General features: G+C 59.3%; 20 protein-coding genes. 6 read left to right on the plus strand and 14 right to left on the minus strand.

Going from position 1 to position 22724, the window contains the following annotated elements:
• Positions 1–18: 18 nt before the first annotated feature.
• The 5 genes from sucA to sdhC form a co-directional block, all read right to left on the minus strand.
• Positions 19–2826 (minus strand): 2-oxoglutarate dehydrogenase E1 component, encoded by a 2808-nt coding sequence (sucA, locus tag AB5Y86_RS00995; RefSeq protein WP_005333548.1) that lies wholly within the window; start codon positions 2824–2826, stop codon positions 19–21.
• Between the two features lie 115 nt (positions 2827–2941).
• A complete protein-coding gene (locus tag AB5Y86_RS01000) occupies positions 2942–3658 on the minus strand; it encodes a succinate dehydrogenase iron-sulfur subunit (protein WP_005333549.1) in 717 nt (238 codons plus the stop codon).
• Positions 3659–3674: 16 nt separating this feature from the next.
• A complete protein-coding gene (gene sdhA / locus AB5Y86_RS01005; protein WP_026035029.1) occupies positions 3675–5441 on the minus strand; it encodes a succinate dehydrogenase flavoprotein subunit in 1767 nt (588 codons plus the stop codon).
• 1 nt (position 5442) lies between these two features.
• Positions 5443–5787, minus strand: coding sequence for a succinate dehydrogenase, hydrophobic membrane anchor protein (sdhD, locus tag AB5Y86_RS01010; RefSeq protein WP_005333558.1), 345 nt, complete (start codon positions 5785–5787; stop codon positions 5443–5445).
• Positions 5781–6158: a succinate dehydrogenase cytochrome b556 subunit gene (sdhC, locus tag AB5Y86_RS01015; protein ID WP_005333571.1), complete on the minus strand. Its 378-nt coding sequence runs from the start codon at positions 6156–6158 to the stop codon at positions 5781–5783. Before sdhC ends, sdhD begins: the two co-directional genes overlap by 7 nt.
• A 442-nt stretch (positions 6159–6600) precedes the next feature.
• Here sdhC and AB5Y86_RS01020 point away from each other — a divergent pair, with 442 nt between their 5' ends.
• A complete protein-coding gene (locus tag AB5Y86_RS01020) occupies positions 6601–7887 on the plus strand; it encodes a citrate synthase (RefSeq protein WP_005333572.1) in 1287 nt (428 codons plus the stop codon).
• A 92-nt stretch (positions 7888–7979) separates the two neighbouring features.
• A complete protein-coding gene (locus tag AB5Y86_RS01025; RefSeq protein ID WP_088868807.1) occupies positions 7980–8300 on the plus strand; it encodes a DUF4377 domain-containing protein in 321 nt (106 codons plus the stop codon).
• Positions 8301–8378: 78 nt separating this feature from the next.
• Here the strand turns inward: AB5Y86_RS01025 and AB5Y86_RS01030 are convergent, their stop codons facing one another.
• Together AB5Y86_RS01030 and AB5Y86_RS01035 are read right to left on the minus strand one after the other, a co-directional pair.
• The gene (locus AB5Y86_RS01030) at positions 8379–8819 is read right to left on the minus strand and encodes an acetyltransferase (protein WP_368191803.1); all 441 of its coding nucleotides are present in this window, start codon (positions 8817–8819) and stop codon (positions 8379–8381) included.
• Between the two features lie 57 nt (positions 8820–8876).
• Entirely contained in the window at positions 8877–9722 is an 846-nt protein-coding gene (locus AB5Y86_RS01035) for a DUF5718 family protein (protein WP_368191805.1), read from the minus strand.
• 338 nt (positions 9723–10060) lie between these two features.
• Between AB5Y86_RS01035 and AB5Y86_RS01040 the strand changes: the two genes are divergently transcribed.
• From AB5Y86_RS01040 to AB5Y86_RS01050, 3 genes are all read left to right on the plus strand, one after another.
• Complete coding sequence (locus tag AB5Y86_RS01040; RefSeq protein WP_201973355.1) at positions 10061–10453, plus strand: NUDIX domain-containing protein; 393 nt, start codon at positions 10061–10063, stop codon at positions 10451–10453.
• Positions 10454–10544: 91 nt separating this feature from the next.
• The gene (locus tag AB5Y86_RS01045) at positions 10545–11051 is read left to right on the plus strand and encodes an N-acetyltransferase family protein (RefSeq protein WP_368191807.1); all 507 of its coding nucleotides are present in this window, start codon (positions 10545–10547) and stop codon (positions 11049–11051) included.
• 297 nt (positions 11052–11348) lie between these two features.
• A complete protein-coding gene (locus AB5Y86_RS01050) occupies positions 11349–12467 on the plus strand; it encodes a glycerol dehydrogenase (protein WP_368191809.1) in 1119 nt (372 codons plus the stop codon).
• A 106-nt stretch (positions 12468–12573) separates the two neighbouring features.
• Here the strand turns inward: AB5Y86_RS01050 and pdxY are convergent, their stop codons facing one another.
• The 3 genes from pdxY to AB5Y86_RS01065 all read right to left on the minus strand — a co-directional run bounded on the left by pdxY (position 12574) and on the right by AB5Y86_RS01065 (position 15034).
• Entirely contained in the window at positions 12574–13437 is an 864-nt protein-coding gene (pdxY, locus tag AB5Y86_RS01055; protein ID WP_019446110.1) for a pyridoxal kinase PdxY, read from the minus strand.
• 173 nt (positions 13438–13610) lie between these two features.
• The gene (locus tag AB5Y86_RS01060; RefSeq protein WP_368191811.1) at positions 13611–14387 is read right to left on the minus strand and encodes a DUF429 domain-containing protein; all 777 of its coding nucleotides are present in this window, start codon (positions 14385–14387) and stop codon (positions 13611–13613) included.
• Positions 14388–14470: 83 nt separating this feature from the next.
• Entirely contained in the window at positions 14471–15034 is a 564-nt protein-coding gene (locus tag AB5Y86_RS01065) for a phaC PHA synthase (protein WP_368191813.1), read from the minus strand.
• Positions 15035–15294: 260 nt separating this feature from the next.
• Between AB5Y86_RS01065 and ybcJ the strand changes: the two genes are divergently transcribed.
• A complete protein-coding gene (gene ybcJ / locus AB5Y86_RS01070) occupies positions 15295–15528 on the plus strand; it encodes a ribosome-associated protein YbcJ (protein WP_005333598.1) in 234 nt (77 codons plus the stop codon).
• A 33-nt stretch (positions 15529–15561) separates the two neighbouring features.
• Here the strand turns inward: ybcJ and AB5Y86_RS01075 are convergent, their stop codons facing one another.
• From AB5Y86_RS01075 to AB5Y86_RS01090, 4 genes are all read right to left on the minus strand, one after another.
• Positions 15562–16035, minus strand: coding sequence for a DUF4442 domain-containing protein (locus AB5Y86_RS01075; RefSeq protein WP_368191815.1), 474 nt, complete (start codon positions 16033–16035; stop codon positions 15562–15564).
• Positions 16036–16200: 165 nt separating this feature from the next.
• A complete protein-coding gene (locus tag AB5Y86_RS01080) occupies positions 16201–17952 on the minus strand; it encodes an ABC transporter transmembrane domain-containing protein (protein ID WP_368191817.1) in 1752 nt (583 codons plus the stop codon).
• Positions 17949–19685: an ABC transporter transmembrane domain-containing protein gene (locus AB5Y86_RS01085; protein ID WP_120414116.1), complete on the minus strand. Its 1737-nt coding sequence runs from the start codon at positions 19683–19685 to the stop codon at positions 17949–17951. The genes AB5Y86_RS01080 and AB5Y86_RS01085 overlap by 4 nt, the downstream gene beginning before the upstream one ends.
• Positions 19686–19851: 166 nt before the next feature.
• Positions 19852–22656, minus strand: a complete 2805-nt coding sequence (locus tag AB5Y86_RS01090) for a response regulator (RefSeq protein ID WP_043824350.1) — start codon at positions 22654–22656, stop codon at positions 19852–19854.
• Positions 22657–22724: the final 68 nt, after the last annotated feature.

Here is a 22724-nt window from a genome sequence, read left to right on the forward strand (position 1 = left end):
ACTTCTATGCCAGAGGCTTTACAGGGTAAGGGCATCTTCCACCAAGGCTTTTTGCTGCTTGGCGTGGACAGACATGTAACCGACGGCCGGTGAGGCTGACGCGGGGCGACCGGCATAACGCAGGGTGGCTCCGGCTGGCAGCACGCCATCGTAGTGGTGACGGGTGCAGTACCAGGCGCCCTGGTTCTGCGGCTCTTCCTGACACCAGACAAAGTCGGTGACATGGCTGTAATCGGCCAGAATGGCGCGCACTTCCTCTTCCGGGAAGGGGTAGAGCTGCTCAATTCGCACCAGAGCCACATCTTGCTGCTCGGCCTTGCGACGGGCATCGAGCAGGTCGTAGTAGACCTTGCCGGAGCAGAAGACCACGCGCTTGACCGCTTTCGGATCCAGTGCATCGATCTCGCCGATGGCGTTCTGGAAGGTTCCTTCCGCCAGCTCTTCGAGCTTGCTCACCGCCAACGGGTGGCGCAGCAGGGATTTGGGGGTCATCACGATGAGCGGACGGCGCATCGGACGTACCACCTGACGACGCAGCATATGGAACACCTGCGCCGGGGTAGAGGGCACGCACACCTGCATGTTGTGCTGGGCGCACATCTGCAGATAACGCTCCAGACGGGCGGAGGAGTGCTCCGGGCCCTGCCCCTCGTAACCGTGCGGCAGCAACATGGTCAGGCCGCACATCCGGCCCCACTTCTGCTCACCGGAGGAGAGGAACTGATCAACCACTACCTGGGCACAGTTGGCGAAATCGCCGAACTGGGCTTCCCAGATGGTGAGGCCAGCCGGCTCGGCGCTGGCGTAGCCATATTCAAAGGCCAGAACCGCGTTCTCGGTCAGCACAGAGTCATACACCTCGAACGGGCCTTGCTCGTCGTGCAGGTTGCACAGCGGGGTATAGGTGCTGGCATCGGTCTGGCTGTGGAGTACGGCGTGGCGGTGGAAGAAGGTGCCACGACCGGAGTCTTCACCGGTAAAGCGGATGCGGGACCCCTTGTCCACCAGGGTGGCGTAGGCCAGGGTCTCGGCAAAGCCCCAATCCACCAGCTTCTCGCCAGCGGCCATCAGACGGCGGTCTTCGTAAATCTTCTCGACCTGACGCTGCAGCACGTGGGTCGCCGGATACTGGCTCACCCGTTCGCCGAGGCTCTTGAGGTGATCCATCGGCACGGCACTCTCATAGGCCATGTTCCAGTCGTGGCCCAGATACGGCGTCCAGTCGACGGAGTGCAGCTCCATCGGCCGCCACTCCTTGCTCACCCGCTCGCCGCGATCCAGCGCTTCGCGATACTCGTTGACCAGTTCGGTCGCCCGCTCCTGAGCGAGGCTCCCCTCGGCCACCAGCTGATCGGCGTAGATCTTGCGCGGGGTAGGGTGCTGCTTGATCTTCTGGTACATCAATGGCTGGGTGGCGCTCGGCTCGTCAGCTTCGTTGTGACCGTGACGACGGTAGCAGACCAGCTCGATCACCACGTCGCGTTTGAAGGTGTTGCGGTAATCCAGTGCAATCTGGGTCACCAGCACCACAGCCTCCGGATCATCCCCGTTGACGTGCAGCACCGGCGCCTGCACCGCCTTGGCGATGTCGGTGCAATATTCGGTGGAGCGCAGGTCACGGATATAGGAGGTGGTGAAACCAACCTGGTTGTTGATGACGATGCGCACCGTCCCGCCGACACCATAGGCACGGGTCTGGGACATGTTGAAGGTCTCGGCCACCACGCCCTGACCGGCCATGGCCGAGTCACCGTGAATGGTAATGGGCAACACGCTGGAACCATCCTTGTCACCGCGACGATCCATGCGGGCACGGACCGAGCCGATGACCACAGGGTTGACGATCTCGAGGTGAGAGGGGTTGAACGCCAACGCCAGGTGGACGTTGCCACCCGGGGTGGCGAAGTCGGAGGAGAAGCCCATGTGGTACTTCACATCACCGGTACCCCAGGATTCGCCATGCTTGCCGGCAAACTCGTCGAACAGGTCCTGCGCCCGTTTACCGAGCACGTTGATCAGCACGTTGAGACGACCGCGGTGGGCCATACCGATAACGGCCTCTTTGCAGCCCTGCTCACCGGCGCGACGGATCAGCTCCTTGAGCATGGGGATCATGGCGTCGCCACCTTCCAACGAGAAGCGCTTGGCACCCGGGAACTTGGCACCCAGATATTTCTCCAGCCCTTCGGCGGCGGTCAGGCTCTCGAGGAAACGGGTCTTCTCTTCGAGGGTGTAACTCCCCTTCCCTTCAATGGATTCGAGACGCTGTTGCAGCCAGCGCTTCTCTTCCGTGGAGGTGAGGTGCATGTAGTCGGCGCCGATAGAGCCGCAATAGGTCTTCTTCAGCGAGGCGTAGAGGTCGGAGAGCACCATGGTCTCGCGACCGATGGCGTAGGAGCCCACATTGAAGGTGGCCTCCATATCTGCGCCCTGCAGGTTGTGGAACGCAGGATCCAGTTCGGCAACGGTTTCACGCTGCCACAGGCCCAGCGGGTCCAGATTGGCATTCTGGTGACCACGGAAACGGAAGGCGTTGATCAGCTGCAATACCCGCACCTGCTTGGCATCCACTTGCGGATCGGAGACGGGGGCACTGTAGCGAGAGGGATCCTTGGCCAGACGACGGAAATAATCGCGGACCTGGGAGTGGGGTTGTTCAACCGCATGGCCATTGACCTGGGGCAGCTCGCTAAACAGGCTGCGCCACTCGTCGGACACGGAGTCAGGATTTTCCAGGAAGGATTCGTACAAATCCTCGATATAGCTTGCATTCGCACCAGCCAGGTGAGATGACTCCAACCAGGCCTTCATCACGCCGTTATGCATTTCTATCCCTTGTACTTCTTGTTACTGCTGCGCAGCTTGTAGGGGTCAAATAGCCATCCTGCCACGGGTGGGATGGCTATCCAGAGGTCGGGCCAGCACCTGGCCGGCCCTGATACTAAACAGCCCGATTGAGCAACATCGACTTGATCTGGCCAATCGCCTTGGTCGGGTTCAAGCCTTTCGGACAGACGTTCACGCAGTTCATGATGCCATGGCAGCGGAACACGCTGAATGCGTCGTCCAGATTCCCCAGTCGTTCGGTGGTCGCGGTGTCGCGGCTGTCAGCCAGCCAGCGGTAGGCGGCGAGCAGCCCGGCCGGACCGATGAACTTGTCGGGATTCCACCAGAAGGAGGGGCACGAAGTGGAGCAGCAGGCACAGAGAATGCACTCGTACAGGCCGTCAAGCTTGGCGCGCTCTTCGGGGGATTGCAGGTGCTCACGCACCGGCGGCAACTTGTCATCATTGATGAGGAAGGGTTTGACCTTCTCCCACTGGGTGTAGAACTGGGTCATGTCGATCACCAGATCACGGATCACCGGCAGGCCGGGCAAGGGGCGGATAACGACGTTATTGCCCTTCTTCAGCAGGTCGGAGAGCGGGGTGATACAGGCAAGACCGTTCTTGCCATTCATGTTGAGACCGTCTGATCCACAGACCCCTTCGCGGCAAGAGCGGCGGAAGGCGAGCGTGGGATCCAGCTCTTTCAACTGGATCAGTGCGTCGAGCACCATCATGTCGGAACCTTCAGGAATATCAAGACGATATTCCTTCATATGGGGGACGTTATCAACATCCGGATTGTATCTGTAGACAGAGAATGTGACGTTCATAGGGCTGGCTCCGCAATCAGTAAGTCCGGACCTTGGGCGGGAACGCCTCACGGGTCTTGGGTGACATGTTGACAGCGCGACGGGTCATGGACTCGGTGTCCGGATGATAGAGGCTGTGGCATAGCCAGTTCTCATCGTCGCGATCCGGGAAGTCGAAGCGGCAGTGAGCACCGCGACTCTCGGTACGGAAGTTGGCGGCAACCGCCGTGGCAAACGCCGTCTCCATCAGGTTGTCCAGCTCCAGGCACTCGATGCGCTGGGTGTTGAACTCTTTGGAGGTGTCATCCAGACGGGCTGACTTGAGGCGCTCGCGGATAACCTTGAGCTCGGCCAGCCCTTCTGCCATCGCCGCACCTTCGCGGAATACGGAGAAGTTGTTCTGCATGCAGCGCTGCAGGTCTTTGCGGATCTGCACCGGGTCTTCCCCGTCACGGCAATTTTCCCAGCGGTTGAAGCGGGACAATGCGGCATCCAGATCCGACTCGGAAGCATCACGGCCGTGATCCATCTCGCCCAGGGTGTTGACCAGATGCATGCCGGCAGCGCGGCCGAACACCACCAGATCCAGCAGGGAGTTGCCACCCAGACGGTTGGCACCGTGCACCGAGACGCAGGCAATCTCGCCCACCGCAAACAGACCGACTACCGGCACATCATTGCCGTTCTTGTCCTGGGTCAGGCACTGGCCATTCACGTTGGTCGGCACGCCGCCCATCATGTAGTGGCAGGTCGGGATGATCGGGATCGGCTCTTTGACCGGATCCACGTGGGCGAAGGTGCGAGAGAGCTCGCAGATCCCCGGCAGACGGGATTCCAGCACCTCTTTGCCGAGGTGATCCAGCTTGAGCTTGATGTGCGGGCCCCAGGGACCATCGCAGCCACGGCCTTCACGGATCTCGATCATGATGGAGCGGGCCACCACGTCGCGACCGGCCAAGTCCTTGGCGTTCGGCGCGTAACGCTCCATGAAGCGCTCGCCATCTTTATTGAGCAGATAACCACCTTCACCACGGCAGCCTTCAGTTACCAGCACCCCTGCCCCGGCGATGCCGGTCGGGTGGAACTGCCACATCTCCATGTCCTGCACGCCGACACCGGCACGCAGCGCCATACCGACACCGTCACCTGTATTGATGTGGGCGTTGGTGGTGGACTGGTATATACGACCGGCACCGCCAGTCGCCAGCACGGTGGCCTTGGCCTTGAAGTAGACCACTTCACCGCTCTCCATATCGATGGCGGTACAACCCACCACGTGGCCATCCTGGTTTTTCACCAGATCCAGCGCATACCACTCGGAGAAGACAGTGGTCTTGTTCTTGACGTTCTGCTGATAGAGGGTGTGCAACAGGGCGTGACCGGTACGGTCGGCGGCCGCTGCGGTACGAGCAGCCTGCTCGCCACCGAAATTCTTGGACTGACCACCAAACGGACGCTGGTAGACAGACCCGTTATCGAAACGGGAGAAGGGCAAGCCCATGTTCTCCAGCTCATAGATAGCCTCGGGGCCGGTTTTGCACATGTACTCGATGGCTTCCTGATCACCGATGTAATCGGAACCTTTTACCGTGTCATACATATGCCACTGCCAGTTGTCATCATGGGCATTGCCCAGCGCAACCGTGATCCCGCCCTGAGCGGAAACAGTGTGAGAACGGGTTGGAAAAACCTTGGACAACAGAGCGCAGCTCTTGCCGGACTGCGCAATCTGCAGCGCGGCGCGCATACCGGCACCACCGGCACCAATCACCACCGCATCAAATTCACGAGTTGGAATAGTCACCTTACACACCCCACAGCACGACGAAACCCGTCATCAGATAGACAAACAGCACCACGACCAAGGCAAATTGCAGCGCCCCGCGCAGCCCTACCGGCTTGATATAGTCAGTCAGCACCTGCCACAGACCAATCCAGGCGTGGATCAGTACGCAGAGCAGGGTCAACAGGGTGAATACTTTGGTGAATGTTTTGGCGAAGAAGCCTGCCCACACCTCGTAGGTGATGTCGTTGAACGCGACAAAGCCCACCAGATAGAGGACATAACAGGTCATGATGAGGGCGGTGGCGCGGATCAGGATGTAATCATGAACGCCGCTGCGCCCGAAGGTTGCAGAATTGGTTACCATACAAGCACTCCCGCCAATACAGCCAGGATCGCGGTGATCACGAAGGCCACGCGGGCGCTCTGATTGCCGGATTCCAGCTCTTCCCAATAGCCCATATCCATGACCAGATGACGCAAGCCGCCCACAATGTGGTATGCCAGCGCAGTCAGGATCCCCCACAGCACGAGTTTGACCAGGAAGTTGTCCATGATGGCAACCACGGTTTCAAACCCTTCGGGAGAGGCGAGTGAAGTACCAAGCATCCACAGCAAGATGCCCAATGCAACAAAGGTAATGACCCCTGAAACACGGTGCAGGATGGATGCAATGGCAGTGACAGGAAAGCTGATCGTCTGTAGGTCGAGGTTGACCGGTCTCTGTTTGTTTTTCACGCTTGCCCACTCAGCTCCATTGAGCACGTTAGTTATTGTTTTAACTCACACTTGAGGGCACGGAATGGTGATTGTTGGTTTTTTGTTACCAAAACACTCTGAAAAAGCCAAAACGCGAGTTTTCGGTTTCACATCAGGCTTTGCCAAAGCGTTTCAAACACCCGCAGCCATGACCCACGTGGCGCAGTATATCGGCGGCCTTAACCGAAGACAATCAATTAGCTACAAAGAAAACACAAAACCGCAAACTCGATCGCATATTTAATTTAACATTTCATTAATGCCATTAATGGGGTTCCAGCAAAATTGACATTGATAAGGAACTCTGTTTCAAATAAGGCGCTCCAGCCACTTCGGTATGGGTAACAACCTTTGCCAGCGTCATAAAAGTCGTAATAGAGTAGGACTGGAACCAAATTATAAAGAGCAAAGGAGACGTGCTATGGCTGATAAGATAGCCACCCTACACCTGCCCGGAAAAGATCCGGTCGAACTGCCGATCCTCTCCGGCACCATCGGCCCGGATGTCATCGATGTCAGAAAATTGGGATCACAGGGGTATTTCACCTTTGACCCCGGTTTTATGGCGACCGGTTCTTGCAAATCTGCCATTACCTACATTGACGGGGATCAGGGTGTCTTGCTGCACCGTGGTTACCCCATCGCCCAGTTGGCCACCCAGGCCACCTATCTGGAAGTCTGCTATATCCTGCTGTACGGCGAAGCGCCGACCAAGGCCCAATATGCCGAATTCGAACGCCTGGTCACCCGCCACACCATGGTGCACGAGCAGATCGCCTTCTTCTTCCGCGGCTTCCGTCGCGACTCCCACCCTATGGCCATCATGTGCGGTGTGGTCAGCGCCCTGTCAGCCTTCTATCACGATGCCCTCGACATCAATAACGAGCAGCATCGCGAGATCTGTGCCTTCCGTCTGCTCTCCAAGATGCCGACTCTGGCCGCCATGTGTTACAAGTACTCCATCGGCCAGCCGTTCATGCAGCCGCGTAACGCCCTCTCCTATGCCGGTAACTTCCTGCACATGATGTTTGGCGTGCCGACCGAAGAGTACAAGGTCAACCCCATCGTTGAACGCGCCATGGATCGTATCTTTACCCTACATGCGGATCACGAGCAGAACGCCTCCACCTCCACCGTTCGTCTGGCTGGCTCCTCCGGTGCCAACCCGTTCGCCTGTATCGCCGCGGGGATCGCCTCCCTGTGGGGACCGGCCCACGGTGGTGCCAACGAAGCCTGCCTGCGCATGCTGGAAGAGATCGGCTCGGTGGATCGCATCCCCGAGTACATCGCCAAGGCCAAGGACAAGAATGATCCGTTCCGTCTGATGGGCTTTGGTCACCGCGTCTACAAGAACCACGACCCCCGTGCCACTGTGATGCGCGAAACCTGCCACGAAGTACTGACCGAGCTGCAGATCAAGGATCCACTGCTGGACGTGGCCATGGAGCTGGAGCGCATTGCGCTCTCCGACCCCTACTTCGTCGAGAAGAAACTCTACCCGAACGTAGACTTCTACTCCGGCATCATCATGAAGGCGATCGGCATCCCGATGAGCATGTTCACCGTGATCTTCGCCATCTCCCGCACCATCGGCTGGATTGCGCACTGGAACGAGTTCCACTCAGACCCGGACAGCAAGATTGGTCGCCCACGCCAGCTCTACGTGGGTCACCCGTTGCGCGAGTTCACTCCGCTCGAGCAGCGCTAACCACTGCGCTGATATGGTTTGTTACAAAGGCGGTCATTGACCGCCTTTTTGTTTGCCGCTCTAATGCCCCCTTTCGCGTTAAGGAGTCCATTATGAAACCACTGTTTATCAGCGCAGCCTTGCTGCTGACCGCCTGCCAGAGCGCCCCCGCCCCGTCACAGGGGGAGACCCTCTATATCAACAGCCAGCTGGTCGATTGCGTCGGAGTTGGCCCGATGCAGTGCATGCAGGTTCGCAGTGATGAGCAGCAGCCCTGGACGCTGTTCTACCAGAATATTGAAGGCTTCCAGTTCGAGCCGGGCTATCGCTACCAGCTCACTGTCAGCAAGGAGCAGCTCACCGATGTGCCGGCCGATGCCCCCTCCCTGCGCTATCAGCTGATCAAGGTAGTGAACAAGGTCGCCAGCAAGTAACAAACACGATCAGAAAAACGGGGGATGGCTGATGCCATCCCCCGTTGGTTTATGGGTACTGCGCCTCATCAGGCACGATCAGGTCGGCGCCAGCGCCATATGCAGCAGCGGATAGGGCTTGCCCTGACCATCCAGCGGCGAACGACCCGTCACGGTGAATCCCATCTTCAGATAGAAGCCCACCGCCTGTTCGTTCTGCTCGTTGACGTCAACCTGCGTCGCGCCGCCCTGTTCGATGGCATGCGCCACCAGCAAACGCCCCACGCCACTACCGCGCGCCTCGGGAGCCACAAACAGCATCTCCAGCTTGCCCTCGTGCACTCCGCTAAAACCCGTAATGTACCCCTCTTCTGTGCGGGCACTGCGCAGTGTCACCGCATCGAAGTAGTGCTCCAGAATAAGCGGTTTAAGCGCGAGGATCTCGGCCTCGGGCAGGAAGTGGTGGGTCGCCCGAACAGAGGCCTCCCACAGGTCGATCAGGGCCGGATAATCGGCCCGGGATACCGGAACAATCGTCATGAAATAACTCGATATGATAACCAGCGGGAAGAGACATCTTCCCACTGGCAACGGTGATTAGCGCGCCTGCACCGCCTGCAGCAGCACGGACATATCAGCGCCAACGTTGCGGCTGCGGATCGCCTCGCGGATATCCGCTTCGCTATAACGGCTGCCCGGGTAAACCACCACGCAGGAAGTGTCGCCCGGTTTGAGGAAGTGGGTCTCGCCAAACGGGGTATAGCGGGTGGCGCCGATACTGATGAGCGCATGGGGAGGATGTCCCGCCTGCGCCAGCAGCCCCTGAATGTGCTCCGCCGGCCCCTCATCCTGCTGATGGTTGAACTTGTCGATGGCCCAGTCGAGCAGCTTGCCGTGGAAGTAGCTGTAGTCGATGGCGGCGCTGTCTACCCCGTAGGCGTGCAGCTCGCCATCGCGCTCCAGATAGCAGGCGATACGATAGTCATCGAGCTCGCAACCGGCGGCAAAACCGGAAAGCGGCAGCAGCTTGTCCGCCAGCCCCTTGCTCTCTTCGCCCCAGTTCTTCTTCTCGCTGATCTTCTTGGCGTTGGGACGACGGATGGAGCAGTCGTTATAGGCGCCAAAGGCGCGGGGATGGATCGCCACCACCTGCTTGTCGGCATACTCCAGCTCGCACCAGAGGGCTACTTCCGGCTCGATCTGCACCTTCTCGTCACCACTGACCGCCGCTTCCGGCAGGAAGATCGCCTTGTCGCTCAACGGGAATACCCCGAGCTGACCCGGATGGCCCGGCACGAAAAAGGGGAACAGCGCCTTGGGCGCCGTGGTATCGCGCACCACGACCGCTACGAAGTCCGACGCTTCACCCGCCTGCTCCAGATGACCGGCGAAATTGCCCGCGACCCCGAGTCCGATAAACTTGCTCTCTGCTGCTATTTGCATCTTGCTCACCTGCATCTTGCCAACGCAAGGTAGCAGGCTCGTCGCCTACTACCGCTAAAGTGGCAAGATTAAACCACAAGGACCCCGCCTTCGCCCAGTCCGGCCCTGTCGTGATGTGCGCCAGTCCGCTTTTTTAGGGACGAGAAGGCTGTGGTGAACCAGCCATTGCGCACTCATTCAGCTACGCGGTGACCGCGCTGGAAACAGTGCGTTTCCGGCATCTCCCCTCTTTCTCCTTGGGACTCAACTTCATCTTTGTTAGGCTGCCGGCATGCAAAACAACTGTGCGCTTGAATGCGCCACTGCTCATCACGGCAACCCCATTGGAGAGAAAACGGATGATCGACAAACTCGCCTGGCTCACCTTTAAAGATCAGCAGCTGCTCTGCGCCCGCTCCCACGGCAAGGACATCTATTACATCCCAGGCGGCAAGCGGGAACCGGGCGAGAGCGACGAGGCGGCGCTGATCCGCGAGATTGAAGAGGAGCTGGCTGTCACCCTGCAGCCCGATACCCTGCGCTTTGCCTGCGAGTTCAGCGCCCAGGCCGATGGCAAACCGGCAGGAGTCGAGGTGCGACTGCGCTGCTACACCGGCGAAACAAGCGGCACCCCGATCGCCTCGGCAGAAATTGCCGAGCTGCGCTGGCTCGACAGCTCTCACCTCGATGAGCTCTCCCCCGTCTCCCGCCTGCTGTTTGTCTGGCTGGTTGAGCAGGGGCTGATCCGCTGACAAGCCGTACTCGCGGCGAGCATAAGTACCTACCTCATATGAACCAACGGTGGCAATCAGCCACATAACAGCGCAATGACAAGGATGTCAGATGAACATTGTGGAAGTTAAGAGCGCAGCAACCTATCAAAGTGCGCTCATCACCCTGCTGCAAGATTGTGTCGATAGCGGCGCCTCGGTCGGTTTTTTACCGCCGCTGACCACGGAGGAATCTACCCGCTACTGGCAAGGAGTTGAAGCGGATCTGGCGGCAGGTCACCGAAAGCTGTGGCTTGCGCTTGAGCAACAACAGCTCGTGGGAGCGATTCAGCTCGCGCTCTGTGGCAAGGCCAACGGTCGCCACCGGGCCGAGGTGGAAAAACTGATGGTACTGCAAACGGCGAGAGGCAAAGGTGTCGGTCATGCGCTGATGCAGGCAATGGAACAAGGCGCCCATGCCGCGGGCCGTTCGCTGCTGGTGCTCGATACTCGCGCCGGTGATGTGGCCTCCCACCTCTATCGTCAACTCGGCTATCTGGAGGCGGGCCAGATCCCGATCTTTGCGCGCAACGCAGATGGCACTCTTGCTGCGACCGTCATCTTCTACAAACCGCTCTGACCATCCCCTATCTCTTATCCACATACAGCAGGGCCGCACCAAGCGGCCTTGCTTGTTGCCCGCGTGACTGTTTGTTGCAGCAATATGGCTTGCGACGGATTGCCACGATACGGCCAGTGCTCCTGTATGCCTCAACACCGCCAATCGCCGCCCCAAAATACAGCCAAATAAATAGAAAGATTAATTAATGATTAAAACGCCCCCCTTTTCTTCTTCATCTATTTCCTCATCAGGCGTATCGTAAGAGACCCATTTGATAATCAAATCTATGTTGTTCACTGCCTTGAGGAATAATGGATGCCCACTTTGCCCCGTACAGTTACCTCCCCCAAAAAGTTCATCATCGGTCAACACCTTCTCCCGCAACTCCATGAGCACGTTAAAGATTTTGGTGACTATGCGTTGCTCATCAGCGATGAGTTCATTCTGGAGCGGGTACGGGAAGAAGCTTTGGCGGGGCTCTTGCAGGCAGGCCTCAGGGGAGTGGTCGACAAGTTTCGCTACGAATGCACCGAACAGGAGATCCACCGCCTGACCCACCTTGCAGAGCAATATGGTGCGAACGTGATTGTCGGGATCGGCGGCGGCAAGACGCTGGATGTCGCCAAGGCCGTGGCCTTCTATCTGCGCCGTCCGGTTGTGCTGTTCCCGACGATTGCCTCCACAGATGCCCCCTGCACGGCACTGGCGGTGATCTACAACCAGGCGGGTGAATTTGAACGCTATCTGTTCCTGCCGCAAAATCCGGACGTGGTGCTGGCTGACACGTCCATCATTGCCGCCGCCCCTCCCCGCTTCTTTTCCGCAGGCGTCGGCGATGCCTTGGCCACCTATTTCGAGGCGCGCGCCTGCTATCGGGCGGACGGGCTCAATCTGGTCGGCAAGCGCCCTTCACGCACAGGCCTTGGTCTGGCAAAGCTCTGTTACGAGCTGCTTGGTGAAAACATCGAGCTGGCCATGGATGCAATACGCCACCATGTCTCGACTCCGGCGCTGGAGCAGGTTATCGAGGCCACCATCTACCTCAGCGGGGTCGGCGCAGAAGCCGGTGGACTGGCCGCCGCTCATGCCGTCAACAACGGCATGTCACTGATCCCGGAGCTCCATCGCGCCCAACATGGCGAGAAGGTGGTCTTCGGCCTGCTGACCCAACTTGTGCTTGAGCGCGCCCCGCAACATGAACTTGATGAGGTGTTTCGCATCATCGACTGTGCAGGTCTGCCCATGACGCTGCAAGAGTTGGGGCTCACCCACTTTGATGAAAGCGAGTGGCGCAAGGTGGCGCAGCTGGCCTGCGATCCCCTCGATACCATGGGCAACATGCCGATGACCGTGAGTGAACAGGATGTCTACGCCGCCATGGTGGCAGCTAATGCTATGGCTGAGCGTTATCGCCTCCGCCATCCCCGCACCTGATTGCTTACCGCACTAAACAGGCAAACAGTCAAAAGGCTTGCCCATTGGCAAGCCTTTTTTATCTGCAGCCCATCGCTTGTCTAGATAGACGAAAGCCTGCGCAGTATCAGGGCAGTTTCACCGCTCGCACTGCAACCTCTGGCAGGGCGAAGGCATCTTGCGCGGCGATGAGTTGCAGCTCGTAAGCCTGCTGGCGCCAGGTCTCCTGCAGCACCGCATCCACCGAGGCGTTGGTGCGCTCGAACGCGCTGACCGCATCGTGACCGGCCAGCAAATTGGCCAGCATCAGGGCGCTGATAAGATCGCCCACCCCCACCGGCTGGCGGGCAAAGTCATAGAGCGGACGGGCAATCAGATAATCCCCTTGCGGCGTTGCCAGCAGCATCTCGAAGCGGCTGGAGTCCTGCGCCGCACGACCGAGATGCTTGACCAGCACCAGCTTGACGCCGCGGGCCAGCAGCTGATGGGCAGCCGCGCGGGTCTGATCCAGATCAGCCAGATGGGTATCGCAGAGGGTCTCCAGCTCCAGCAGGTTGGGGGCCATCATGTCGGCCACCGGCAGCGCCTGCTCGGTCAGGAAACGGGTGACGCCGGGGGCAACGATGCACCCCTTCTCCGGGTGACCCATCACAGGGTCGCAGAAGTAGATGGCATCGGGGTTGGCCGCCTTGACGGCGTTGACCACGGTCAGGATCTCGTCCCCCTGCTCGGCGGAGCCAAGGTAGCCGCTCAGCACGGCGTCACACTGGCTCAACACCTCGATATTGCCCAATCCTTTCACCAGCGCACTGATATGACCCGCCGGCATCGCCATTCCCTGCCACCCCTGGGCATATTGGGTGTGGTTGGAAAACTGCACCGTGTTGATGGGCCATACATCCATACCGAGGCGGCGCATGGGGAAGACGGCCGCGCTGTTGCCGGCACAACCAAAGACCACGTGGGACTGAATAGAGAGAACGGATTTCATCGGGAATACCACAGCAAAGGATCAGCAAGGTGGGCAATATATCGGATGAAGATAACGATGCGCCACCTTGGCGCGGGATGAACAGGCAATTTCCTGACTAAAGACAGGTTTTTTGCGCCATTTGGCCCGCGTCCACAGGGTGAGCGGCGCCATGATGTGCCGCGTCCCCGTCGTCACATGCCGCTGTGCTCTACAGCATGATGGGCAAAGTGATAGACCCATCCCTCATCACACGGCATGTCAGTGGGTGGCGAAATCAGCTCAGGCAATACCGTCACCTTGCCACCAGCGGCATATTGCAGCGCCATCAGGGCGCAGAGCGCCGCATCGTAGCGATCGGTGCCGACCAGCACGTCCGCAGGCAGTAAGGCCGCCAGCTCGGGCCGTGCCGGGGAGGCCTTGCCGCCCACTTTGGCCAATGCCGGATAGACCTCCAGCACGGCACGACTGGCCTTCGGGGCAACGGTCGGCACCAGTTGCAGATCAGAGAGCTGCGGCAGCATAGAGAGCGCCAGAGTGGCGTTGTTGCCGAGCCGGTCGAAGGTGGCCGACAGCGGCTTTTTGCCGTACTGCTGATACAACCAGCGCTCGCAGTCGCGATAGGCGTAGGGGTTGTCTATCTCCCGTTCGGGCACGGCGCAGCTATGTGGCTGGCCGTTGAGCAGATCCCGCAAGGCACGGGGAAAGGCGAGCGGCGCATCGATGCCGAGCGCCAGTTGCGGGAAGGCTTCTACCTGCATCAGGGTCAGCTCGTTTTGCAGGGCCGGACGCAGCAGGGCGGCCAGATCCGGCGCCACCCGCGAGCTCAGGCGAAACAGCGGCGACACCCCGAGCCAGTGCAGGCTGTTGGAGTCGGCCTGCCAGCCCACCACGGCCACCGCCTGGGCACTGCCCTGCCAGCCACGCACATCCCAGCCGATCCCGATTGCACTCATTTGCCCTGCCGTCATCAATTACCTCTGTTCGCCTGTCACAAGTTGCAAGAGACACAGGGTAATCAGCAGAGGCCCTTAACGCAAAGCGAACCGCCCACTCAGAACGATTTCTGGAAGTTCACCAGCGGCAGAATGGGGAACACGCCGTTGGCGGCATAGTTGGCCAGCCCGATCTGCAAGCCGTCGAGGTGCTTGGTCGCATTGATAAAGCCAATCTGGAACGTGGTACGCTCGGCATAGTTGACGAAGCCAACGTTGGCCAGCGCATTGCCCTTGACGATATTGACCGCCCCCCAGTTGAGCCCCTGCACATTGTTGGTCAGATTGACCAGCCCCAGATTGACGCCGGTATCCTGCCCTTCGTGCCAGTTGATGGCGTTGATGGCGACCCCGCCAAACTGGTGGCGCACCCGGCCAGCACCGAGGAAGATCCCGAGCTGCAGGCCGCTGAACTGATCCACATCGGAGAGGGCGAAGATCGGCAGATCAATACCCTTCACCTGACCGGTCCGACCGTAGAGCAGCGAGGCGCGCGCCCCTTCCACCTGATGGGACGCGGGCAAATTGACCCCGGGCAGCGAGACCTGCACCGGAGTACTGGCCTGCGCGACACCGCACAGAGTCAGGGCGCTGCATGCCAGCAGCAGGCGGGAGAGTGTCATGGGAAGTTCCTTGGGCCATTGAGAGTGGCCCGATCCTAACAGTCAGGGGAGAGTGTGGGCACACCAGCAGGGACGAGGTGCGTCACGATACGTCACGGGTGGCCCTCTCACATCTCTATCAGGTCTTGCGAAAGCGCCACCTCAAGGACAATCGGCCACTTTTTCGCAGCGAGTGGCCCCTCTTCCTTTCTTTGCCTGAGCGAACTGCCTAAAATAGTCGCCCTGCTGTATCCGGCATTCATCCATCTAGAGGATTTCCCATGGAGACGTTTCTGCTCGAAGGTCACCCCTTCGTTGCCTTGTGTGACCTTATCAAACATCAGGGGTGGGCCGATTGTGGCGGCGCCGCCAAAGCCCTCATTGCCGAAGGGCTGGTCGAGGTGGACGGTCAGGTGGAGACCCGCAAGCGCTGCAAGATCGTGGCCGAACAGGTGGTCAACTTCAACGGCATGAAGGTCGTGGTGAAAGAGGGCGTCAGCCCGGAGATTGGCTAAACCCGTTTCGGGGAGCCACTCTCCGGCAACCAGCTAGTTGGCCTTGATCGACAGGGTCAGCACAAAACGCGCCATCGCCTCATCCCCGTTCAATGACGGACAGGTGGCCACCACCCGGATGGGGCGATTGATGCGCTGACCGCTTGCCAGCGATTCGTCGATCATGGCGTCAATCTCCTCCCCCGCTGCGCAGTCGAACTGCACATCCCCCTCCGGTCGTTTCAAAAACTCCCCCTGCACATCCTTGAAGGCGAAGTGCACCTTCTTGCGCCGCTGCCGCCCCTTCTCCATCACCAGTAGACCACCTACCAGATCGGCGCCGGTCGCCAGCGCGCCAAAATACATGCTGCCCAGGTGGTTGCGGGTACGCCATCCAAGGGGAATGCGAATGCGCAGCGCCTTGGCGTTCATCTCTTCGATGATCGGGGCACAAAACCCGATGACGGGAATATAGCGCCAGGCAAACAGCCGGAGCGCCAGATTGGCTTTGAAGCGTTGCAAATCCATATGCGAACTGATCCGATGAGTTAATGTAAACAACATGTTGCCTGCATCTGCGCCATTCGACAAGCACAGGGATCACGCTTACGACCTTTTGCCCGGCGCAAAAAAGAGGGAACCACACCGGTTCCCTCTTCTCGTTCATCTCACTGTTAACAGCAAATCTGCCGCTCAGGCGCGCTTCTCTTCGAGCCAAGCCCCCTGACTCTGCATCTCGAACAGCTGGGCATAGTGACCGCCGAGGGCCATCAGCTCACCATGGGTACCCCGCTCATTCACCTGACCACGGGAGAGCAGCAGGATCTCGTCCGCATCGACGATGGTCGAGAGGCGGTGGGCGATGGCGATGGTAGTGCGGCCACGACGCGCCGCAGAGATCGCCTGCGACAGCGCCAGCTCGGTCTGGGAGTCTACGCTGGCCGTCGCTTCATCCAGAATGAGGATACGCGGATCTCCCACCAGTGCACGGGCAAAGGAGAGCAGTTGCCGCTGACCGGCGGAGAGGTTCTTGCCACCTTCCTCCATCAGGGTGTTGATCCCCTGTGGCAGGCTGCGCACAAACTCGGCCAGCTGCACCTCGCTCAGCGCCTGCCAGAGCCGCGCGTCATCTATGCCGGCGCGGCCGAGACGCAGGTTCTCCGCCAGGGTGCCGACGAAGATAAAGGGATCTTGCTGCACCAGCCCGATGCTGCGGCGCACCGCCGCCAGCGACAGGGTATCCAGTGCGTGATCATCGAAGCGGATCTGCCCCTGATCCAGCGGATAGAAGCCCATCAGCAAGCTGATGATGGTGGACTTGCCGCTGCCGGTATGGCCCACCAGTGCCAGCATCTGGCCCGGTTTTGCGGAAAAACTGACCTCCCGCAGCACCTGTTGCTCACCATCGTAGGAGAAGCTCACCCGCTCGAAACTGACCCGTCCTTCCAGCGGGCGCAGCTCGCCCTCGGTGCTCTCGCGGGTTTCATCGAGCAGGGCAAAGACCCGCTCCCCCGCCACCATCGCCTGCTGCAGCTGGTTGAGCTGGTTGGTCATCTCGATGAGCGGCTCGATCATCCGCCCCAGATAGCTGATAAAGGCGTAGAGCACCCCCACCTGAATGGCACCGGCGTGGCTCACCCCCTCATGGGCGAACAGCGCCAACAGACCGATCAGCACCATCATGTAGAAGAGATCAATGAGCGGGCGCAGCAAAATGCCGTTGATCTTGAGGCTCTTGATCCGTGCCGACCAGTGCTGCTGGTTCACCTCGGCAAAGGCCTTGGCGAAATGGCGCTCCTGCACCATCGCCTGAATAACCGGCATCCCCTGCAGCGACTCGTTGAGGCGGCTGTTGATGTCGGAGAGCAGGCTGCGAGTCGCTCGCACCACCGGCACACTCAGTTTCTGGTAGAGCCACATCACCCCGCCCACGGCGGGCAGCAACAGGGAGCAGACCAGCATCAGCCGCAGATCCAGCAGCGCCATGGAGATGAGGATGCCGCACAACAGCACCACCTTTTGCACCAGCAAGCCAATCACCTGCACATAGAGGTTCATGATCGCCTCGGTGTCGTTGGTGATGCGGGAAATCAGCGAGCCGGAGCGATGCTTGTCAAAGTAGCGGGCCGGCAAACGGATGGCGGTAGCAAATACCTGCTCGCGCAAAGTTTGCACCACCGCCTGAGCAATGCGATTGAAGCGCAGGGATTGCAAATAGAAGCCCGCCGCCGACAGCACCTGCAAACCCAGATAGCCCGCTGCAATCAGGGCTATGGTGGGCAGCACGATATTGCGAGGCGCCAGATAGTCATCGATAAAAAGCTTGATCAGCAGCGGTCCGGCCACTTCGGCGCCGGTGGCAAGCAGCAAACAGATCCCCGCCTGAATAAGCCAGCGAGGATACTGGGCGCAGTAGGCGAGCAGTCGTTTAATGGTCGGATTCACAGGCTCTCCTCCACCGCTTCTTCGAGACGCTGGTAACGCACCATATCTGCATACCAGCCATTGTGCGCCATCAGGGCACCGTGATGACCCCGCTCGCTAACGGTCCCCTGCTCCAGCACCAGGATCTCGTCGGCCTGCTCCACCGCCGTCATGCGATGGCTGACCAGGATCAGGGTGCGACGATGGGCTTTGAGGGCATGCAGAATTTGCTGCTCGGTGTGGGCATCCACCGCCGAGAGCGCATCATCGAGCACCAGAATGGGCGCATCCAGCAGCAGGGCGCGGGCAATGGCCAGCCGCTGTTTCTGACCGCCGGAGAGGGTCACCCCTTTCTCCCCCACCTCGGTCTCATAGCCCTTGGGGAAACGCACAATATCATCGTGGACACAGGCAATGCGCGCCACCCGTTCGACCTCCTCGCGGCTCGCATCGGGTTTGCCGAGGGCAATATTGGCGGCGATAGTGGTGGAAAACAGGAATGGCTCCTGCGGCACATAGGCAAACTGGCTGCGCAGTGTGGCGAGCGGCAACTGGTCAATCGGTACGCCCCCCATGGCTATCGAACCGTGAGTCGGATTGGCAAGGCGCATCAACAGCTTGAGCAGGGAGCTCTTGCCTGCCCCGGTGCGCCCCACCACCCCAAGCATCCCCCCTTGCTTGAGGGTAACGTCGATATCCGCAAGCAGGGTGCGCTGCTCAAGTTGATAGCTCACCCCTTTGATCTGCAAAGGAAAGGCAGAGGTAAACGCGGCAGGCTGGGCGGGCTCTTCGATATCGCTACGCTCCCCCAGCAGGCTTTCGATACGGGAGTAGGCGGCGCTGCCCCGCTCGATGATGTTGAACAGCCAGGCGATGGCAAACATCGGCCAGATCAGCTGGCCAAGGTACATGGTGAAGCTGGTGAGCTCACCCAGGGTCAACTCATCGCGCAGCACCAGCACACTGCCCCCCGCCACCGCGAGGAAGTAGGAGCAACCGATACAGAGATAGATGACCGGATCGAATTTGGCATCGATGCGGGCCACAGCCATATTGCGCTCCCCCGCCTGTTTGGTCAGCTCGGCAAAGCCTTCATCTTCCAGCGATTCAACCGCATAGGATTTCAACACCCGCACGCCGGAAAGGGCCTCCTGGGTCTTGTTGTTGAGCCTGGAGAAGGCCCCTTGCGCCGCCTTGAACTGGGTATAGATCTGGGTGCCGAAGCGGTTCATGAAATAGGCCATCACCGGCAGCGGCAGCAAGGAGACCAGCGTCAACTGCCAGGAGTACTGGCTGCACATGATGGAGAGCACCAATACCCCGACCATGATGGAGTCCACCAGAGTCAGCACCCCTTCGCCAGCGGTCATCTCCACAGCCTGAATGTCATTGGTGGCATGGGCCATCAAATCGCCAGTACGGTGGCGCTGATAAAAATCGGGGCTCATCCGGGTGAAATGGCTGAAAAGGCGATTGCGCAATACATAGGCCAGACGGTAAGAGGCACCAAACAGCATCACCCGCCAGACGTAGCGCAGCAGATAAATCAGCACACCCAGACCAAACAGCCCCGCCAGATAGCGCATCAGGGTACCATTGTCGAGACCACCCCTGGTGATGCCATCCACCACCCAGCCCACCACTTTGGGCGGAATAACGGTCAACAGGGCCACCATCAGCAGCAGGGAGATGGCGGCCAGATAACGGGGCCACTGCTCCTTGAAAAACCAGCTCAATCGTAGAAATACGCTCACACCACCAACCTTTAGCGCTCTCTGCCCGTGACCGCTCCAAGGAGCGGCCATCAGAGAAGCCACGCAGAAATAGAAGAATGAAAACAATCGCCTCCGGCTGGAGGCGATTCGAACGAAAGCTCATCATATCCCGAACCGGGATGGTTGAGAATAATTACTATTTAATTCACTGTGACATGCGATCATCCCCTGATGAATAGGGATTATACGAATTTTCATGCTGCTCACCGGTCAACAGGAAGTGTGACACCTCTTCCCGGGTCTGGCTGAACACCTGTTGCAACTGCTCCAGATCTGTCTCGCTTAGCACCTCGTTTTGCCGCAAGCGCCACTCCAGCTCGCCAGCCACCAATTGCAGACGGGCCGCCGAGATATTGGCAGACACCCCCTTGAGGGTGTGCAGCAGCTTGCTGGCCACCTCGGGCTGCTGACGGCGCAGGGCGGAGCGGATCTCCCACAGGTCGTCCTTGTGTTCCGACATGAACAGCTTGAAAAGGATCTGCAACGCCTCCTTGTCCTGCTCCAGCCGCTTGAGGGCATCCTGCAGATCGAGGATCCCGATCATATCCGGCGGTTTCACCTCCATGATCCCCGCCTGCTCTACCCCTTGCGGCTTTACCCACTGCAGCAGGTTGTTGTAGAGATCCAGCTTGCTCACCGGCTTGGTGACATAGCCATTCATCCCCACCCCCAGGCAACGCTCCTTGTCACCGGGCATTGCACTGGCGGTGAGGGCAATGATGGGCACATCGTGTTTGTCGACCATCTTGCGGATCTGGCGGGTGGCATCGAGCCCGTCCAGCACCGGCATCTGCAAATCCATCAGGATCACGTCAAAAGGCTGCTCGGCGACCCGCTCCACCGCCTCCCGACCATTGCTGACCACACACACTACCGCATCGACGCGCCGCAGATACTCGATGATGAGCTGCTGATTGACCCGGTTGTCTTCCGCCAACAGCACTCGGGTACCCTGCAACAGGGATTTGAAGTGTTGCTGATCCCCCTGTGCCTCGGCCTTGCGCAGGTTGAGCTCGTAAGAGCTGCCGTTGAGCAGTTCGTCCACCTTGGCCAGCAGGGCATTTTCGGTCATCGGTTTGGGCAGAAAATGGGTCAACCCCATGCTGTCCATCCGGGCGTGCAGCCCCTCTCTGGCCCAGGCACTGATCATCAGGATGGGGATCCGCCGCCACTGGCTGTGCTGATACATCTCCAGCGCCAGATCGAGCCCATCCTCCTGACCCATGCGCCAGTCGAGGATCGCCAACCGCAGATTCGGTCCCTCTTCACGGAGCAGCTGACGGGCACGGGAAAGGGAGTTAACCGGCAGCACTCGCACTCCCGCGCGAGTCAGAATGTCCCGGGCCAGATCCAGCACCAGTTCGTTGTCATCCATCACCATCACCAGCGGCTGGTTCTCGAAGAAGACTTTCCGTCCAGCCACGCCGTAGACCGCCTGCGCCATCGGGATATCGAACTTGAACAGAGAGCCGACGCCAGGCTTGCTCTCTACGGTGATCCGCCCCCCCATCAGCTCCACCAGCCGCTGGGAGATGTTGAGCCCAAGACCCGAGCCTCCATATTTTCGGGTATTGCCCGCCTCCAGCTGGGTAAACGCCTGAAACAGTTGGGTCTGCTTCTCTTCGGCAATGCCGATTCCGGTATCGCGCACACTGAAGCGGATCCGCATTGGGTGAGGATTGGCCAGCTCGATGCAGACTTCGACTTCACCGCGTTCGGTAAACTTGATGGCGTTGTTCACCAGATTGACCAGCACTTGTCCCAATCGCAAGGGATCCCCACGCAAGAAGACCGGCACTTCCGGTGACTTGCGAATAACCACTTCCACATGCTTGCGCTCCGCCAGATCGGCAAACATGCCCGCCAGCGAATCGAGCTGCTCGCTGAGATCGAAGTCGATCTCCTCCAGTGTCAGCTTGCCAGACTCCACCTTGGTCAAATCAAGGATGTCGTTGATCAGCAGCAGCAGGGTATCGGATGAGGATTTGATCTTGCCCAGATAGTCCCGCTGTTGCTGATCCAGTTCAGTCTGCAGTGCCAGCGAGCTAAAACCTATGATGGCATTCATGGGGGTGCGGATCTCGTGGCTCATGTTGGCCAGAAAATCGCTTTTCGCCTGGGCCAGCAAGCCGGTCTGGCGCGACAACTCGCTCAGCTTCTGGTTGCGGCGCCACAGGGTGAAGGCCACCAGCGCAAAGCAGATCAAAGCCCCGCACAGCACCATCAGATAGAAGCGGTTCATCAAAGAGGAGGCGCGCTCCAGCTTGTCGAGTTTCCAGCGCACCAGACTCTCGATCACATGCATGTCGATGAGCTGGTAACGCAAGGTATGATAAGCAATCACCTGCTGGCTCATCTCCTTGCTCAGGCGGATCAGGGTGGCGATCTCCGGCAAGTTGCCATAACGGGATTGCAACTGCTGTTGCAGCTGGTCAAGCGTAGTCTGTTCACGTTTGTCCCAACTGCGCTGCAGATAGTTGCTCAGTTGCGCCAACTCCTCCAGGTCGCGATGGAGAGCACTGTCTGACGGGCTTATCCCCCGCACCTTTTTAATCTGGGCCTGCAGGGGCGCATTGAGGTACTCGATAGCCATCTCAATGGCATGAAGCCTGGCCAGCGCCATCAGATAGTTGTCCATGTCATCAAGCAGAGCCTGGGAAAGGTCGTCTTGCACCAGCTCGGGATCGCTTCTGACTTCCCGTACAAAACCGTCAAGGGTGATGGATAACTGGTTCAGGCGCTGCTGGACATTGCTGTCATTGGCCTGCTCCCGCCCAAGCAGATAGAGGGTATCGGCGTTGATCCTGTTCAGCACCACCTCGGCCGCTTCGTTCAGGTTGTGGGCCTGCTGCTGCTGACTGAGCGACTGCCAGCAGTAGCCCGAAAAGGCAAGCAGCAGGGCAACAATCAGCCCTGGCACAGCACGGTTTTTCCGTGATCCTTTATTCATCCCGTCTCGACTCTCATCTGGTGGTCGCTGAATTATCCGGTCAGGCAATGAACCCAGGGGGAATTATC

Source organism: Aeromonas sp. s8, from assembly GCF_040907785.1.
Classification (GTDB): Bacteria; Pseudomonadota; Gammaproteobacteria; order Enterobacterales; family Aeromonadaceae; genus Aeromonas; species Aeromonas veronii.

Coding starts and splice junctions, on each gene's coding strand:
- sucA (WP_005333548.1), bottom strand. CDS start 2,826: ATGCATAACGGCGTGATGAAGGCCTGGTTGGAGTCATCTCACCTGGCT.
- AB5Y86_RS01000 (WP_005333549.1), bottom strand. CDS start 3,658: ATGAACGTCACATTCTCTGTCTACAGATACAATCCGGATGTTGATAAC.
- sdhD (WP_005333558.1), bottom strand. CDS start 5,787: ATGGTAACCAATTCTGCAACCTTCGGGCGCAGCGGCGTTCATGATTAC.
- AB5Y86_RS01020 (WP_005333572.1), top strand. CDS start 6,601: ATGGCTGATAAGATAGCCACCCTACACCTGCCCGGAAAAGATCCGGTC.
- AB5Y86_RS01025 (WP_088868807.1), top strand. CDS start 7,980: ATGAAACCACTGTTTATCAGCGCAGCCTTGCTGCTGACCGCCTGCCAG.
- AB5Y86_RS01030 (WP_368191803.1), bottom strand. CDS start 8,819: ATGACGATTGTTCCGGTATCCCGGGCCGATTATCCGGCCCTGATCGAC.
- AB5Y86_RS01035 (WP_368191805.1), bottom strand. CDS start 9,722: ATGCAAATAGCAGCAGAGAGCAAGTTTATCGGACTCGGGGTCGCGGGC.
- AB5Y86_RS01040 (WP_201973355.1), top strand. CDS start 10,061: ATGATCGACAAACTCGCCTGGCTCACCTTTAAAGATCAGCAGCTGCTC.
- AB5Y86_RS01045 (WP_368191807.1), top strand. CDS start 10,545: ATGAACATTGTGGAAGTTAAGAGCGCAGCAACCTATCAAAGTGCGCTC.
- AB5Y86_RS01050 (WP_368191809.1), top strand. CDS start 11,349: ATGCCCACTTTGCCCCGTACAGTTACCTCCCCCAAAAAGTTCATCATC.
- pdxY (WP_019446110.1), bottom strand. CDS start 13,437: ATGAAATCCGTTCTCTCTATTCAGTCCCACGTGGTCTTTGGTTGTGCC.
- AB5Y86_RS01060 (WP_368191811.1), bottom strand. CDS start 14,387: ATGACGGCAGGGCAAATGAGTGCAATCGGGATCGGCTGGGATGTGCGT.
- AB5Y86_RS01065 (WP_368191813.1), bottom strand. CDS start 15,034: ATGACACTCTCCCGCCTGCTGCTGGCATGCAGCGCCCTGACTCTGTGC.
- ybcJ (WP_005333598.1), top strand. CDS start 15,295: ATGGAGACGTTTCTGCTCGAAGGTCACCCCTTCGTTGCCTTGTGTGAC.
- AB5Y86_RS01075 (WP_368191815.1), bottom strand. CDS start 16,035: ATGGATTTGCAACGCTTCAAAGCCAATCTGGCGCTCCGGCTGTTTGCC.
- AB5Y86_RS01090 (WP_043824350.1), bottom strand. CDS start 22,656: ATGAATAAAGGATCACGGAAAAACCGTGCTGTGCCAGGGCTGATTGTT.